This is a genomic window from Methylobacterium sp. Leaf104 (genome assembly GCF_001422885.1).
Taxonomy (GTDB): Bacteria; Pseudomonadota; Alphaproteobacteria; order Rhizobiales; family Beijerinckiaceae; genus Methylobacterium.
Genome location: NZ_LMMZ01000009.1, coordinates 37,337 through 51,972 on the forward strand (window position 1 = coordinate 37,337; position 14,636 = coordinate 51,972).

15 protein-coding genes and 1 pseudogene are annotated in these 14,636 nt (G+C 69.3%); 8 read left to right on the forward strand and 8 right to left on the reverse strand.

Annotated features, from left to right (window positions below):
- The first annotated feature begins 56 nt into the window (after positions 1 to 56).
- The 3 genes from ASF49_RS08890 to ASF49_RS08900 are packed head-to-tail and all read left to right on the forward strand — an operon-like array spanning position 57 to position 2,742.
- On the forward strand, positions 57 to 809 hold the full coding sequence (locus ASF49_RS08890) for an NUDIX hydrolase (protein WP_056470899.1): 753 nt from the start codon (positions 57 to 59) through the stop codon (positions 807 to 809).
- Between the two features lie 28 nt (positions 810 to 837).
- The gene (locus tag ASF49_RS08895) at positions 838 to 1,836 is read left to right on the forward strand and encodes an SPFH domain-containing protein (protein WP_056470902.1); all 999 of its coding nucleotides are present in this window, start codon (positions 838 to 840) and stop codon (positions 1,834 to 1,836) included.
- Positions 1,837 to 1,848: 12 nt separating this feature from the next.
- Positions 1,849 to 2,742: an NAD(+)/NADH kinase gene (locus ASF49_RS08900; protein ID WP_056470905.1), complete on the forward strand. Its 894-nt coding sequence runs from the start codon at positions 1,849 to 1,851 to the stop codon at positions 2,740 to 2,742.
- Positions 2,743 to 2,928: 186 nt separating this feature from the next.
- On the opposite strand, the gene ASF49_RS08905 is transcribed toward ASF49_RS08900, so the two are convergent.
- The 7 genes from ASF49_RS08905 to ASF49_RS08930 form a co-directional block, all read right to left on the reverse strand.
- Positions 2,929 to 3,489, reverse strand: a complete 561-nt coding sequence (locus tag ASF49_RS08905; protein ID WP_243214768.1) for a hypothetical protein — start codon at positions 3,487 to 3,489, stop codon at positions 2,929 to 2,931.
- A 29-nt stretch (positions 3,490 to 3,518) separates the two neighbouring features.
- Complete coding sequence (locus tag ASF49_RS08910; protein ID WP_156652946.1) at positions 3,519 to 3,782, reverse strand: hypothetical protein; 264 nt, start codon at positions 3,780 to 3,782, stop codon at positions 3,519 to 3,521.
- Between the two features lie 148 nt (positions 3,783 to 3,930).
- A complete protein-coding gene (locus ASF49_RS23585) occupies positions 3,931 to 4,074 on the reverse strand; it encodes a hypothetical protein (RefSeq protein WP_156652947.1) in 144 nt (47 codons plus the stop codon).
- A 124-nt stretch (positions 4,075 to 4,198) separates the two neighbouring features.
- Positions 4,199 to 4,852 (reverse strand): HD domain-containing protein, encoded by a 654-nt coding sequence (locus ASF49_RS08915; protein ID WP_056470914.1) that lies wholly within the window; start codon positions 4,850 to 4,852, stop codon positions 4,199 to 4,201.
- A gap of 10 nt (positions 4,853 to 4,862) precedes the next feature.
- Entirely contained in the window at positions 4,863 to 5,147 is a 285-nt protein-coding gene (locus tag ASF49_RS08920) for a hypothetical protein (protein ID WP_056470917.1), read from the reverse strand.
- A 54-nt stretch (positions 5,148 to 5,201) separates the two neighbouring features.
- Positions 5,202 to 5,744: a hypothetical protein gene (locus ASF49_RS23015; RefSeq protein WP_243214770.1), complete on the reverse strand. Its 543-nt coding sequence runs from the start codon at positions 5,742 to 5,744 to the stop codon at positions 5,202 to 5,204.
- Between the two features lie 65 nt (positions 5,745 to 5,809).
- A complete protein-coding gene (locus ASF49_RS08930) occupies positions 5,810 to 6,307 on the reverse strand; it encodes a hypothetical protein (RefSeq protein ID WP_056470925.1) in 498 nt (165 codons plus the stop codon).
- A gap of 970 nt (positions 6,308 to 7,277) precedes the next feature.
- Here ASF49_RS08930 and ASF49_RS23025 point away from each other — a divergent pair.
- The 5 genes from ASF49_RS23025 (at position 7,278) to ASF49_RS08950 (ending at position 13,930) form a co-directional block, all read left to right on the forward strand.
- Positions 7,278 to 7,844: a TetR/AcrR family transcriptional regulator gene (locus ASF49_RS23025; RefSeq protein WP_082511047.1), complete on the forward strand. Its 567-nt coding sequence runs from the start codon at positions 7,278 to 7,280 to the stop codon at positions 7,842 to 7,844.
- A 234-nt stretch (positions 7,845 to 8,078) separates the two neighbouring features.
- Entirely contained in the window at positions 8,079 to 8,885 is an 807-nt protein-coding gene (locus ASF49_RS08935) for a DUF3313 family protein (protein ID WP_243214772.1), read from the forward strand.
- Between the two features lie 329 nt (positions 8,886 to 9,214).
- Entirely contained in the window at positions 9,215 to 9,490 is a 276-nt protein-coding gene (locus ASF49_RS08940) for a hypothetical protein (RefSeq protein ID WP_056470933.1), read from the forward strand.
- Positions 9,491 to 9,579: 89 nt separating this feature from the next.
- Positions 9,580 to 12,756, forward strand: a complete 3,177-nt coding sequence (locus ASF49_RS08945) for a bifunctional cytochrome P450/NADPH--P450 reductase (RefSeq protein WP_056470936.1) — start codon at positions 9,580 to 9,582, stop codon at positions 12,754 to 12,756.
- A 229-nt stretch (positions 12,757 to 12,985) separates the two neighbouring features.
- Positions 12,986 to 13,930: an alpha/beta hydrolase gene (locus ASF49_RS08950; RefSeq protein ID WP_279292714.1), complete on the forward strand. Its 945-nt coding sequence runs from the start codon at positions 12,986 to 12,988 to the stop codon at positions 13,928 to 13,930.
- A 132-nt stretch (positions 13,931 to 14,062) separates the two neighbouring features.
- Here the strand turns inward: ASF49_RS08950 and ASF49_RS08955 are convergent.
- Positions 14,063 to 14,636, reverse strand: a pseudogene (locus ASF49_RS08955) (transposase); the annotation flags it as partial.

Genomic DNA, 14,636 nt, shown 5'->3' on the forward strand with positions numbered 1-14,636 from the left:
TGACTTATATCTTTTCGGCATCTTAGTTATATGCAGAACAGATATATGGTGCTGCCGTGACCGAAGAGGCCTTTCTCGAAGCCTATGATCCCGCCGCATTCGCGCGACCGGCACTGACCGTCGATCTCGTCCTGATGGGGTTGCGCGAGGGCCGTCCGGCGGTACTCCTGATCGAGCGCAAGGAGCACCCGCATGCCGGTCGCTGGGCGCTGCCCGGCAGCTTCGTGGGCCTCGACGAGACGCTGGACGGTGCGGCCGGTCGCGTCCTGAGAGAGAAGGCCGGCTTCTCCCCGGTCGAAGCGGCCCGCACGCGCCTGGAGCAGCTCTACACCTTCGGTGCAGTGGACCGGGACCCGCGCATGCGCATCGTCACCGTCGCCTATCTCGCGCTCATGCCGGAGGCCGCCTTCATGAAGGCGCTGGAGAGCGACGCGCGGCTCTCGGCGGCGATCCTCGTCGTGCCCTGGGACGGCACGACGGGCGGCATCGTCGAGGCCTTCTCGCTCGGCGACCGCGACCGCGCGACACCGCTGAGCTTCGCCTTCGACCATGCCGAGATTCTCGCCGTGGCGATCCTGCGCCTGCGGGGAAAGCTCGACTATTCCGACGTCGCCTTCGCCCTTCTGCCGGAGGTCTTCACCCTCCGGCAGCTGCAGGACGTGCACCAGGCGATCCTGGGTACGTCCCTGAACAAGCCCGCCTTCCGCCGCCGGATGCTCGACCGGGGCTGGCTCGCACCGACGGGCTCGCGGGAGGGCGGCACCTCGTTCCGTCCCGCCGAGCTCTACCGTTTCCAGGAAATGCCCTGATTCCGGCGTACCCCAGAAGGAGGATTCCATGGCTACGATCCGCACCATCGGTCCGGTCGCTCAGCTCAGGAGCGAGGCGAGCAGCCACGTCATCCGCTACCGCAACGGGCGGATCCGGCAGAGCGGGCGCGGCCTCGTCTTCTGGTTCCGGCCGGAAACCGCGAGCATCAGCGAGCTGCCCATGGACGATCGCGAGATGACGCTGTTCGTGCGCGGCCGCAGCCGGGATTTCCAAGCCGTGGTGGTGCAGGGGACGATCGGCTGGCGCGTCGTCGATCCGGAACTGCTGGCGAGCCGGGTCGACTTCTCCCTCGGGCTTCGCACCGGCAAGCCACAGGGCCAGCCGATCGAGCGGATCGAAGCGCGTCTCGGCGGCATCGCCGGTCAGGCGGTCCTGCAGGCGATCGGCGACGATCCGGTGGGCGCGCTCCTCGATGCAGGGCCCGAGCCCCTGCGCGTGGCCCTCGAGACCGTTCTGGGCGCGGCCCCGGCGCTGGCGGAGATCGGAATCGCGGTGGTCTCGGTCCGGCTCACCAACCTCGCGCCGTCGAGCGAGTTGGAACGCGCGCTCCAGACGCCGACCTTCGAGGCCCTGCAGCAGAAGGCCGATGCCGCGACCTTCGCGCGACGTGCCCTGGCCGTGGAGAAGGAGCGGGCCATCGCGGAGAACGAGCTGGAGACGCGCACGGAACTCGCCCGGCGTGAAGCGGTGCTCATCGCGCGGGAAGCGGAGAACGCCCGCGACCGTGCGGCGGGGCTCGCCGAGGCGCAGGGTTTGGAGGCGGCGGCGGAAGCGGAGCGCATCCGCCTCGTCGAGGGCGCCCGGGCCGAGGCCGAGCAGCGGCGCGCCGCCATCTACCGCGACCTGCCGCCGGCCGTCCTCCTCGGGCTGGCCGCCCGCGAACTCGCGGGCAAGCTCGAGACCATCGAGCACGTCAACGTCACGCCGGATCTGCTGGCGAGTGCCCTCGGCGCTTTCCGCGGGGTGGCTCCCTCGCCGGTTGCGCCACCCTCCATGCCGCGTTGAGGACACCCCCCCGTGTCGGTCATCACCCCGCGCGCTGTGTTCGTCGTTCGCGAGACCGATTACGAGGTCCTGCTCGCCCGGCACGCCACCCGCGGCCAGGCCCGTTTCTTCCTGGAAACTCGAGGCCAGAGTCTCGCCGACGTCGAGGACCGTCACGCCCGCTTCCAGGCCGTGCTCGGGCAGGCACGGGCCGCAGTGCCGGCGGACTGGCGGCAGGCTCTGGCGCGGCGCGCCGACCTCGACCGCTTCCTGTTCGCCCCCGAGGACATCGTCGTGACGGTGGGCCAGGACGGCCTCGTCGCCAACGTGGCGAAGTACTTGCGCGATCAGCCCGTGATCGGCGTCAATCCAGCCCCCGACCTCTACGACGGCGCGCTGGCCCGGATCGCGGTGGAGCGCTTGGGCGCTCTGTTCCCGGCCAGCCTCGCCAGAGCAGCCGAAGTAGAACGGCGCACCATGGTAAAGGCCGTTCTCGACACCGGCGAGCAGCTGCTGGCGCTCAACGAGATCTTCGTCGGCCATCGCAGCCATCAATCCGCGCGCTACCGGATCGAGGCGGACGGTGACGCGGAGGACCACTCGTCAAGCGGCCTCATCGTCGCGACGGGGACCGGCCTCACCGGCTGGGCCCGCTCGATCGCGGAGGCGACGCATCTCACCCTCGGCATCGGGACCGAGGAGCCCGCCGTCGGCTACTGGGTGCGAGAGCCGTTCCCGAGCGTCGCCACCGGCACGACCCTTCGGGCAGGCAAGCTCGCCGGGACGGTCCTCGCGGTCACCTCACGCATGAACGAGGGCGGCGTGGTCTTCGCCGATGGGATCGAGCAGGACTTCATCGCCTTCGAATGGGGCCGCCGGGTCGAACTCGGGCCGGCCGACCGCGCGCTGAACCTGGTGGTTGCGTAAGCCAGCGGGAGGAGCGCGGACCGATGTCGAGCCCGATCGAGGCGCCGTGTCATCCGCTCTCGTCCGGAAGGCGATCCGGCCAGCGAGCCCCTAAGAAACTCGGCCTCCTGGTGCCGACGATACCCGGCGACCCTGCCTGCCAGCACAGGTCGTGCCGTGTCGGCCGGGAGGTTCGGCGTCTGCCGCTCATCGGTCCCAGGCGAAGTAGCGCCGGGCGGCGTCCTGGCCATCCTCCAAAGGCCTCGCCAGCCGCCCGCGCCGGTCGATCAGCCCCCATCGGCCGCCGACCATGGAGGCCGGCTGGCGCCCATCCGAGCGGCAGCCACGGCAGACCAGGGCCTCGCCGCGGGCGTTGAACGGAAACGACCAGTCGAAATCCGTGGCGAGGACCCGGCGCAGGCGCCGGTCGTGGAAAGCGACTTTGCCGGCGTGCCAGCTTCGCACCAATCCCTGCGCGAAGGGGTCCGGCCCGTTGTCGAGGGGGAACACCGGCAGCGCCAGCCCATCGCGGCGCGCCCAGAGCGCACCGATCCCGTCGACGACGATCTCCGTCACCCCGCCCCGGAACGGCATGCGCGCGAGGCGGGCGGGGTCGATGCGGACGAATTCCCCCGCGCGCCGGGCGCAGTGCTCCAACCGGGCGAAATCCGCGTGGACGTTGCGGCAGGCGAGCGGGTAGGCGCCCGCGTCGCCCGCCCGCACGGCCTGCGGCACGAGGCCGGCCGCCAGACCGAGGAGGACGAGCACACCGAGGGCACGTCCCCGTGTCCCCCAGCTCACCGGAGGCCCCAGCGCCCGGCCGGGCCGGGCTCGCCGGTGGCGTCGTCCACCCACACGCGCCAGCCGCCATAGGCGACCTCGCAGACGTCCCAGACGGGGCCGGTGTCCGTCCGGGTCGGCACGGCCACGCCGGTGGTGGCGGCGCCCGTTCCCGCCGCGGCGCGCGCGGCGATCGCCGCCGCGTGCTCGGGCGTGAGCCGGCCCGTCGCGGGCGCCGGCGCAGCGGATCGGGAGTCCGAGCGCCCCAGGATCGCCAGCACGTTTCGGATTCCTTGCATCGTCGGGTGAACATGGGCGTCCGGCGCGGAGATGTCACCCGCCCCGGCGCCGGCCACGAGGGCGGGCCCGGCCGCCATGTTCGGGGGTCGACCCTCGTGCAGGCGCCCCAGTCGACCGGGTCGCGGCGGATCAGGGCGCTTCCTCCCGGGCCGGCGCCGACCGCTTCCAGGCGGCGAGCCGCGCCAGGACGTAGGCCGGCACGCGATCGGGCCCCGGCAGCGCATCGAGCCCGGGCAGGTGGACGTTTCGGGAAAATTCGTGGGCGTGGGGCACGACGTCGTCGGTCCCAGCGAGGCGGTACCGCGTGGTGCCGAACCGGCCGCCGCCGCGAAGGCCGCGCGCACCGGTGACAGGCCGAGGAGGGCGGCGAGACGCGAGGGACGCATGCGGGACGTCCCTAGTCCGTGGGTCCTGCGCGGAGCCCGGCCGCTTCCGTCGCGAGGTTGGCGCGGGCGGCCGCCTCCAAAAGATCGTGGAAGAGATCGGTCTGGTAGAGCCGCGGCCGGGCAAGGAAGCGGTCGAGGACCTGGGCGCGCCCGAGCCGCCACCCCGTTTCGGGAACGGCGGCGTATTCCCGGCGGATCGCCGCCGCATAGGCCGCGTAGGCGGCGGGTGGCGCACCGAGCACGGCGAGATCGAGGTCGAGGAGAAGCCGGGTCGCCGGGTCCGCGCTCGGGCCGTGCGCCGCCGTCGCCCGGATCATCGCGGCCGCCGATCGGACGCACGCATCCCCGGAGGCCGGTCCCGCCTCCGCAAGGAGCAGATCGGCACTGCGGGCCTCGTTGTCGGCGCGGGCGGTGTCGTAGATGGCGTCGTGGAAGACGATGGCGAGGTCGATGGCGTCGCCGTCGAGACCCGCGAAATCGGGATGCGCCCGGACGGAATCGTGCCCCGCGAGCAGTGCCGCGACGTGGGGCCAGCCGTGATAGTGCCGGTCCGCCGCGCCGTATCCCGTGTCGAGGGCACGCCACGCCGCCGCGCCTGGCGCGGCGATGGCGCGTGTCCACAAGGCGTCGAACCGCGCGTGGAGGGACGCGTCCCCGGCTTCCATTCCGCCGGCCTCAGTTCAGGCGGTGGCAGGTCGAAGTGGTCTCGGCCGTGCCGCGCATCCCGCCCGCCGTTCTCACCTCGCAGACCACGTATTTGCCGCCCCGCTCCAGGGTGAAGCTCGGACCGGAGGCGGAGACGATGCGGTGGCCGCCGTTGAGGAGCGCGCTCATCGGCTCCTCCACCGGCACCCAGGTCGTGGCCGGGCGCGGCGGCGCGGCGGGCGCTTGGGCGAAGGTGGGCCCGGCCGCGAGGACCAGAACGGATAGGACGGCGTTGAGAACGAGGGATCGGCGCATCGGGTATCCTCCTGATCGGGGCCTGGCCTCCGGTCCGTTCGAGTGATCCTGGGGTCAGGGCGTCACCACGGCGAGGTCGGCCGCCGGCAGCCAGCCGATGACTGGGGCCTTCTCACCCCGGTAGCGCACGCGGACCCAGGCGTCCCGCGTCTCCAGCACCGCGACGGGATCGAATCGGACGAGGTAGGGCGCCCGCGCCGGAGCCGGGCCGGGTTCCGGCCGGAAGGCCGTGCGCCTGGCCGTCACCAGGCCGACGCCGATCCAGTCGGCCGAGGGACCCCCCGTGCTCCGCGACAGGGTGTAGGGCGTGCCCACCATGGTGCCCGTGGTCATCGCGCACCCCCCGTGATCCTCCGCGAGGGTCAGGCTGGCGCCGTCAGGGGTGAAGACGAGGTCGCCCGGGATGCGCTCCGGCTCGCCCGGAAACCACGTCTCGACCTTGGCGCGGCCACCCGCGACGGTCCCGCGCAGGAGGAAGAGGCAGCTGAATTGCGGCGCGCCGGCATCGGCCGCCCCCCGCTGCTCGGCGAAGACCCCCGCCACCGCATCCCCGGAGACCGCTAGGGCCAGACTGTCGTAGCTGCCGGACCGCGCCACCGGTTCGGCCGCCGCTCCGCCCGCGGCCAGCAGGACGGCGATGCCGAGGGCCGTCCCCCGAACCGTCAGAGGCCCTTCTCCAGCACCTTCACCACGGCCTCGACCCGGTCCTTGAAGTCGGCGACGTTGGCGAACGGCCGCCAGTTCACGTCGAGGACCCCGCCGGTGAACGTGAGGCCATTGGGGTAGTTCGAGGCGGGAGCGGTCTTCTCGTCGAAGCGGACGCGGATGGTCTTGAGCTTCTGGGCCAGGGCCTCGCGGCCCATGGTGTCCTTGGCCACCTCCTTCAGACCGGCGGCGATGGGCTCGAAGATGGTCTTCTCGAAGAAGCCCGGGTCCGAATAATACTTCGCGTCACCTGGAATCGTGAGTTGGTCCCACGCCACCTCCACCGGCACGGGAAAGCCCGCCGCCTCCTGGATCGCCTTCTCGAGGGCGGGGTAGCGGTCCTGGCGGTAGGCCGCGATCGCCCGGCGCTCGGCGAGGCCGATGGTCGGCTCGGCCCGCGCGGGGACGGACAGCACCATCAGGACGGTGGCGAGGGCGTGGCGGCGTGAGATCATGCGGTGGTTCCTCGAATGCGGCTGCCCCGGATGCGGGCTTGGCGTGACGGTTCGATGACGGGAGGGGCTCACGGGATCGGCGGCTCCACCGCCGTCCGATCGTCCGCTATGGGGGACGACGCCGGCCGGAAGGGCGGAGTGCCATGCGGACCGTTCTCGCCACGCGGCTTGCCACCCCACTCGTCGTCCCGCCGGCCGTCCGGGCCGAGCCAACGCTGCCCGACGACGTCCAAGCCTACGTGAGGCGGCTGCGGGACTGCAACCATTGGGCGGGGAAGAGGCCACGGACTCGGCGCGCGGCCGGGCCATGGCGGCGGAGCGCCGGCGCTGCGATGCCGCCGAAGCGGACGGGCGAGCCCTGAAATGGTGCCACCGACGCGATCCGGCGCCCCTGAAGCCATCAACCGGGCCGCCGATGCGGGAGATCGTGCGGCGTCCCGAGGCGGGCGATCCGGTTCGCCGCCGCGTCCGACGTGCGGCACGTCCCGCTTTTCGGGCTGCTTCCAGCCCTTGGCCTCGCCCCGGCCTTCCTGCTTTTTCCCCTCCTGCCCGCCGAACCGGGATCCGACCCTCCGGCCTATCGACCTCTGCCTCGGCACGGCCCTCGACGGTGGCCTCGCCGGCACCGTGGAGGGCGCGACGCCCACCCTCGAACGGTGACCAGGATCGTGGTGGAGCAGTTTTCTGGGTCAGAATCACCTTCCGCGAGCCACGCGAGGTGGTCCAGAATGCGTTTGCCGCTTACCGCAACCAACCCGTCATCCTTGATGGCCGCGATGGCCGCGATGGCCGCGATGGCCGAGATGGGCGCTGCGGTCAGCGGCATCCCCATCGTCTGCCGGTGATCGACGTGCAGACATTCAGCGAAAATCTTTTTGACCCAATGTGCTTGAGCGCACACCATTCGGACCAACGACGAATGAGCGACTGGTCGCTCTCTTAAAAACTGATATGAAGGACGGAGGAGGCGATGGCTCGGCCGAGAAGCGATGATCGTCGAAGTGCAATTCTCTCTGCAGCGATCCGTGTGGTCGCTGCGCATGGACTTGAGGCCTCGACGGCAGCGATCGCGAGGGAGGCCGGAATCTCTAACGGCTCTTTGTTCACATATTTCGACACGAAGGCCGCTTTACTCAATCAGGTCTATATAGAGCTGAAAGAGGAAATGGCGGCAGCTTCCTATAAAGGTCTATGCGCTGACGGCGAGCCCATGGAGCAAATGCGGCAGCTCTGGTCACAGCGACTGCACTGGGCTTTCTCGTCTCCTGAAAAACACAGAGTGCTCGCGTATCTCATCGTATCCAATGAAGTTACGCCAGAAAGCCGAGAGATCGGGCAATTGGCGATGGCCGGTATCACCCAAATGTTGGAGCGGACTCATCGGCAAGGTCCGATGCGCGCTACGTCAATGTCTTTCGTCACGAGCGTTATTATTGCTGTCGCCAATGCGACAGTTGATTTCATGATCCAAGACCCAGCCAACGCCGACAGACATTGCGCGGCGGGATTTGACGCGATTTGGAGGGCTGTCAGCTAGGGCAGTATTGAAATTATTCCCGATGTATTTCTGACTAAAAATAAGAAGATTATTGCTTGCCGATAATTGATCCAATGCGTGGCCATCCGTAATCGGCTGCGCTTACCCAGCTCCGTCGTGCGGAACGGCTCAGATCGAGGCAACAGAATGAACTCTTGCAACCTTCCATCTTCTGCGCGTCGGGTATGTGCGAACCGCCTCGGTTCGGCGAGGCTCGCACACATTCTCGGTATCGTGGCGCCGCTGTTCCTGAGTGCTGGCTGCGTAACGGCGGCCACGGAAGAAACAAACTCCGTGAGAACCGACGGTTTGGTGCGCTCGGACGGCCTGCTGACGAAATCTCTGCTCAACGTGAGCAGGGAGACCGTCCTCTCCGCACGCACGGTTCGCATCGTGCCAACCCAGTTCTCGTCGACCATCGGGGACACCGGCATGGGGACCGGCCAGCACGCCCTCGTGGCAAACGCCGTCGATCGGGCTCTGTGTATGGCTCTTGGTGAACGCCTGCAGATTGTCGCGGGCGACGGTGCCGACATCACCGTGCGCGCGACCGTGACCCGCGCGACGCCGACAAACACGGCTGCGGCCGGTCTTTCTCAAGCGGCCTCCCTGGCCGTTCCGCTCCTGCTCCCGGGCACACCCGTGTATGTGCCACGGCTGCCGATTGGCTTGGGCAGCCTGTCCGTTCAGGCGGACGCACGGGACCGGCGCGGGCGACGGGCAGCCGCTATGATGTGGGAGCGCACTGCGGACATCATCACGAGCTCGCCACGCGTCTCAACCGACGGTGATGCCTACGACCTCGCTGGCATCTTTGGCGCGGACTTCGCGAGCCTACTCGTAACAGGTGAGAGTCCTTTCAACGGAGAGCCTCGGCTGCCATTCAAGGAAATGGCGCATGCGCTTGGCATTGGCCCGGGCGTCGAGGCGTGCCGGGCTTACGGATCACCGCCGGGATTGAAGGGTCTGGCCGGCCGTAGGATCGGGCTCCCGCCGGACTGGACGGACCAAGGGGCCCCCATCCCGGGCAACGCATTGTAAAAGTGTCCCTCGGCATGGCGCGCCAGGGTTCATCACGCGTCATTCTTCGATGTTCCGCGGTGAATGCCTACCCGTTCGCCCCGTGCGCGTTCAGCGGCATGGAGGCGAAGGCGCTCGAAAGCCTCAGCGCCCTCGACGAGGCGCGGAACCGGCCGCGCCTATGCACTGACCCTGTGTCCGCGCCTCGCCTCGGACACGCAGCGAAACGACCCCTCGTTTGCCGCGCGTGTGAAGCAAGTCCTGTTCACGCCCGTCGAAGCCCGAGCCGGGCGCATCCGCCACCGCCGAGCGATCAGCTCTTCCTCTCCTTCGGAACGAACAGGACTGCGATGTTCTCCACGCCCCTTCTCACGCTCGGCGTTGCCGCGACCAGTGCCCTCGTCGTCGCCCTCAGCGGCAAGGCCTCGGCCCAGAATGCCGACGAGATGGCCGCGATCCGGGCCAATTGCCGGATGGACTACCTGCGGTTCTGCGCCGGCATGAGCCCCGGCGGTCCCGAGGTGCGCGCCTGCTTCCAGCGCAACCGCGCCAACCTGTCCGACGGCTGCTCGGCGAGCATCGGCGACTACGAGGCGCGGCAGGCGAACACGCCACCCTCACGCTGACCGATCCTGCCTGGCTGGACTGACGCGCCCGTCGGGTCGCCTCCCCCCGCTCACCTCACGCTTTGCACGAAGCCGCAAGGAGCGTCCTCATGACCAGCACCGCGACCATCCCGCAGCCCCGCCCCCTGCCCGTCATCGGCAACCTGCCGGACATCGACGCGAAGGCGCCCGTCCAGAGCTTGATGCGCCTCGCTCGGGCGCACGGGCCGATCTATCGGTTGTCGCTCGGCGGGCGGACCCTCACCCTCGTCAGTTCGCACGACCTGGTGAACGAGGTCTGCGACGAGGCTCGCTTCGGGAAGAAACTCAGCCGTGCCCTGGAGATGGTCCGCGACTTCGCCGGCGACGGCCTGTTCACCGCCCGCAGCGACGAGCCGAACTGGGCCAAGGCGCACCGCCTGCTGATGCCGGCCTTCGGACCGCTCGGCATCCGCTCGATGTTCGACAAGATGGAGGACATCGCCGATCAGATGCTGCTGCGCTGGGAGCGGTTCGGTCCCGAAGCCGCCATCGATGTCGCCGACAACATGACGCGGCTCACCCTCGACACCATCGCGCTCTGCGCCTTCGACTACCGCTTCAACAGCTTCTACCAGAACGAGATGCACCCCTTCGTCGCCGCCATGGTGGGGGCGTTGGACGAAGCCGGCTCGCGGGCTCGCCGGCCCGATGTGGCGACGAACCTGCTGCTGCGCACCAAGCGCCGCTACGAGGCCGACGTCGCGCTGATGAGCCGGGTCGCCGACACCTTGATCGCCGAGCGCAGGCGCGACCCGGACGCCGCCTCGCGCCACGACCTCCTGAACCTGATGCTGGAGGGACGCGACCCGGAGACCGGCGAGGGGCTCTCGGACGAAAACATCCGCTACCAGATGGTGACCTTCCTGATCGCGGGGCACGAGACCACGAGCGGCCTGCTCTCGTTCGCCCTCTATTTTCTGCTCAGGAACCCGACCGTGCTTGCCCGGGCCCGCGATCTCGTCGACGAGGTGCTCGGGGACGAGCGCCCTCAAGTCGAGGACCTGACCAAGCTGCGCTACGTCGAGCAGGTCCTTCAGGAGACGCTGCGCCTGTGGCCGACCGCCCCGGCCTTCGCGGTCGCGCCCAAGGAGCCGACGGTGATCGGCGGCCGCTATCCGGTCGGGACCGAAGACACCCTGCTGGTCCTGATCCCGACCCTGCACCGCGATCCGAAGGTCTGGGACGATCCGGAGGCGTTCCGGCCCGAGCGGTTCGCCCCCGAGGTCGCCGAGAATTTGCCGCCGAACGCCTGGAAGCCGTTCGGAAACGGCATGCGCTCCTGCATCGGCCGCGGCTTCGCACTCCAGGAGGCGCAGCTCGTGCTCTCCATGATCCTGCAGCGCTTCGACCTGACCATGGCCGACCCGGGCTACAAGCTGGAGATCGCCGAGACCCTGACGCTGAAGCCGCACGGGTTCCGCGTTCTCGCCCGTCGGCGCGGCGAGGTCGCCGCCCGCCCGCGCAGCGCCGTACCCTCGGCTCCGCAGCGCAGCCTCGCCCCCAAGGTCGGAAACGGTCCCGCACCGGAGGCGACGACACCGCTCCTCGTGCTCTACGGCAGCAACACCGGCTCCTGCGAGGCCTTCGCCGGGCGCATCGCCGATGAGGCGAGCGGCCACGGCTACGCCGCGAGCGCCGCGCCGCTGGACGACTACGTCGAGCGCCTGCCGACCGACGGCGCGATCGTCGTCGTCACCGCCTCCTACGAGGGCCACCCGCCCGACAACGCCCGGCGCTTCCTGGCCTGGATCGAGGACCTTGGTCCTGGCGCTCTCGAGGGCGTGCGGTTCGCCGTGTTCGGCTGCGGCAACCGGCAATGGGCGCGGACTTACCAGGCCATCCCCAAGCGCACCGACGCGGCGCTGGAGAAGGCCGGCGCGACCCGCTTCCGGGACCGCGGCGAGACCGACGCCGACGGCGACTTCTTCGGCGGTTTCGACGAGTGGTACGCCGGGCTCTGGCAGGATCTCGGCCGAGCGCTCGGCAAGGAGGCGGGCGACCCGTCCGCGGCGAGCCTCGACGTCGAGATCGTCCGCTCGGGCCGCGAGACCGCGCTGCGCCTGACCGATCTCGACCAGGGCCGCGTCCTGGAGAACCGCGAACTCGTCGACATGAGTTCGCCGCTCGGTCGCTCGAAGCGCCACATCGAGATCGCGCTGCCCGAGGGCATGAACTACCGAACCGGGGACTACCTCACCGTCCTGCCGCGCAACCCGCGCCCGGACGTCGAGCGCGCCCTGCGCCGCTTCGGCCTCGCCGGGGACACGCAGGTCGTCATCCACAAGGGGGCCGAAGCGTCCTCGGCCCTGCCGGACAACCATCCGGTCTCCATCGCCGAGGTGCTGGAGGATTACGTCGAACTCGGCCAGCCGGCCACACGGGCGCAGGTCGGGCAACTCGCCGGGGCCACGCGCTGCCCGCCGGACCGGACGGCCCTCGAGGCCCTCGCGCAGCCGGAAACCTATGCCGCCGAGGTGCTGGCCAGGCGCGTCAGCGTGCTCGACCTGCTGGAGCGCTTCCCGGCCTGCGACTTCACGCTCGGGGCGTTCCTCGCGACGCTGCCGCCGATGCGGGCGCGGCAATACTCGATCTCGTCCTCGCCCCTGCGCGACCCGGGACAATGCTCGCTCACGGTGTCGGTCCTCGATGCGCCGGCGCTGGCCGGCGGCCGCCGGCACCTTGGGGTCGCGTCGACGTACCTTGCGGGGTTGCAGGAGGGGGCACGCCTCTCGGTAGCGGTGCGGCCCTCGCAAGCCGCCTTCCACCCGCCGCAGGACCCATCCGTACCGATCGTCATGATCTGCGCCGGCAGCGGCATCGCCCCGTTCCACGGCTTCCTGCAGGAGCGGGCACTCCAGAAGACCAACGGTCGCGAGGTCGGGCCGGCACTGCTCTTCCTCGGCGTCACCCACCCGGAGGTGGACTACCTCTATCGGGACGAACTGGCCGCCTGGGAGAAGGAGGGCGTCGTCTCGGTCCGCCCGACTTTCTCGAAGGCCCCCGAGGGCGAGGTGACGTACGTCCAGCACCGGGTCTGGCAGGACCGGGCCGACGTCGCCGACCTGTTCCGCAGGGGCGCGACGGTGTTCGTCTGCGGTGACGGCGAGCGCATGGCCCCTGCCGTGCGGGAGACCTGCGTGCGCATCTACCGGGAGGCCAAGGGCGTGACGCAGGAGGCGGCCGAGGCCTGGGCCGAGGAGGTCGAGCGCGAGACCGGCCGTTACGTCGCGGATCTCTTCGCGTGAGCTTTGCGAACGCCAGGACCACGTCCTGCGCTCCTCGGCGAGCTCCCGGCCGGCGGGCCGTGCGGACCTTGCACGGCCCGTCACCTTTCGACCGCCGAAACGCCCCGGCCTCGAGCCTTCGCGGGAAGCCCCGCGAGACGTCGACGTGACCACCATTTCGAAAGGGGATGACCTCGTGAAGGATGAAGCAACACCACCTGCCGGCATCAGCCGGAGACGCTTCGGCGCGATGGTCGTGGGCACTCTAGCGGCGAGCGCATCGCCGCAGGCTATCATCCCGGCAAGGGCAGCGGCCGAGGATGTTCGGGTCGCCGATTTCGACTGGAGCGATTCCGTGCGTAACCGGCGCGTCCCGACGCGCCTGTACTGGCCTTCCGCGGGAATGCCGACGCGGCCCGTTCCGCTGATCGTGTTTTCGCACGGTCTCGGTCAGTCGCGGACGGGCTACAGCTATCTTGGGCGTCACTGGGCCGCCAACGGGTATGCAAGCCTCCACGTTCAGCACATTGGGAGCGATAACTCCGTGTGGGCTGGGAATCCGTTCGAGATTCTCGATCGGGTCAACGATGCCGCCGCCGAGCGGGAAGCCATCGCTCGAGCAGCCGACCTGAGCTTCGCGTTGGACCGCATACTCGATGGGTCCACGAGCGCCTTCGCCACCTTCATCGACCGGAAGCGTATCGCCGCCGCCGGACATTCCTACGGGGCGAACACGACCTTGATCGTCGGCGGGGCGCGGGTCATCCGCAACGGCAGGCCGCTCGACCGGAGGGATGCCCGCTTCAAGGCCGGGATCGTCATCTCGGCGCCGCCCTTCTACGGCGAGCGCGACCTGCATGCCGTGCTCGCATCGGTCAGCATGCCGACCTTCCACGTGACCGCGACCGAAGATGTCATCGAATTGCCCGGGCGACGCTCACCGGTGCAGGACCGCCTCGACGTCTACGAGGCCATCGGAACTTCGAAGAAAGCGCTCGCGGTCTTCAGAGGTGGATCACACAGTATCTTCACCGACCGCCCATTGACGGGCGGCGTGACACTCAATCCGCAGGTGAAGCAGGCGACTGCGGAAGGAGCGATGGCCTTCCTAGATCTGACGTTCCGTGGCGACGCCACGTCCTTGGCCGCCTGGGGCAAGACCTGGCGGCCGATCCTCGCCTTCGAGCCTGTTTGAGATCTCTACCGGCCGTCACTGGCCCGACCGGCCGGCTTTGGACCGGGCTGATTGAGAGTGTCCGTCGTCAGATGATTTGGGACAGTCAGCGGTGTTCAGGAGCGCAGGCTCTGGTCCATCTGGGGTGAGAGGTTAGGCGGCCTGCGCGTGGTGTCGCAAGCGGCGATCCATCAGGGTCTGGCGCTTGATGCGTTCCCGCTCGACCAGGATCCCTTCGCCGCGTCCGAAGTAGACGTCGGCGGGCGTGAGGTTGCTCAGGCTCTCATGGGCTCGGGCATGGTTGTAGTATTCGACGAAGTCGGCAACCTGCGTCTCCAACTCGCCGGGCAAGTAGGCGTGTTCGAGCAGGATGCGATTCTTGAGCGTCTGATGCCAACGCTCGATCTTGCCCTGCGTTTATGGATGGCATGGCGCACCGCGGATGTGGGTCATGCCCCGGCTGCCGAGCCAGTCGGCCAGGTCGCTGGCGACGTAGCTCGGCCCATTGTCCGAGAGCAGGCGTGGCCACGGCATCACCCGCGCCTGATCGAGCCCAGCCGCACCCAGCGCCAGGTCGAGCGTGGCGGTGACGTCGCTGGCCTGCATCGTCGCGCACAGCTTCCGGGCAACGATGTAGCGTGAGAAGTCGTCCAGGACCGTCGACAGGTAGTACCAGCCCCAGCCAACGACCTTCAGGTAGGTGAAGTCCGTCTGCCAAAGCTGGTTG

Excerpts from the sequence above, each read along its gene's own strand:
- ASF49_RS08895 (WP_056470902.1), top strand. The coding sequence starts at position 838 with ATGGCTACGATCCGCACCATCGGTCCGGTCGCTCAGCTCAGGAGCGAG.
- ASF49_RS08915 (WP_056470914.1), bottom strand. The coding sequence starts at position 4,852 with ATGGAAGCCGGGGACGCGTCCCTCCACGCGCGGTTCGACGCCTTGTGG.
- ASF49_RS08920 (WP_056470917.1), bottom strand. The coding sequence starts at position 5,147 with ATGCGCCGATCCCTCGTTCTCAACGCCGTCCTATCCGTTCTGGTCCTC.
- ASF49_RS08930 (WP_056470925.1), bottom strand. The coding sequence starts at position 6,307 with ATGATCTCACGCCGCCACGCCCTCGCCACCGTCCTGATGGTGCTGTCC.
- ASF49_RS23025 (WP_082511047.1), top strand. The coding sequence starts at position 7,278 with ATGGCTCGGCCGAGAAGCGATGATCGTCGAAGTGCAATTCTCTCTGCA.
- ASF49_RS08940 (WP_056470933.1), top strand. The coding sequence starts at position 9,215 with ATGTTCTCCACGCCCCTTCTCACGCTCGGCGTTGCCGCGACCAGTGCC.
- ASF49_RS08945 (WP_056470936.1), top strand. The coding sequence starts at position 9,580 with ATGACCAGCACCGCGACCATCCCGCAGCCCCGCCCCCTGCCCGTCATC.
- ASF49_RS08950 (WP_279292714.1), top strand. The coding sequence starts at position 12,986 with ATGGTCGTGGGCACTCTAGCGGCGAGCGCATCGCCGCAGGCTATCATC.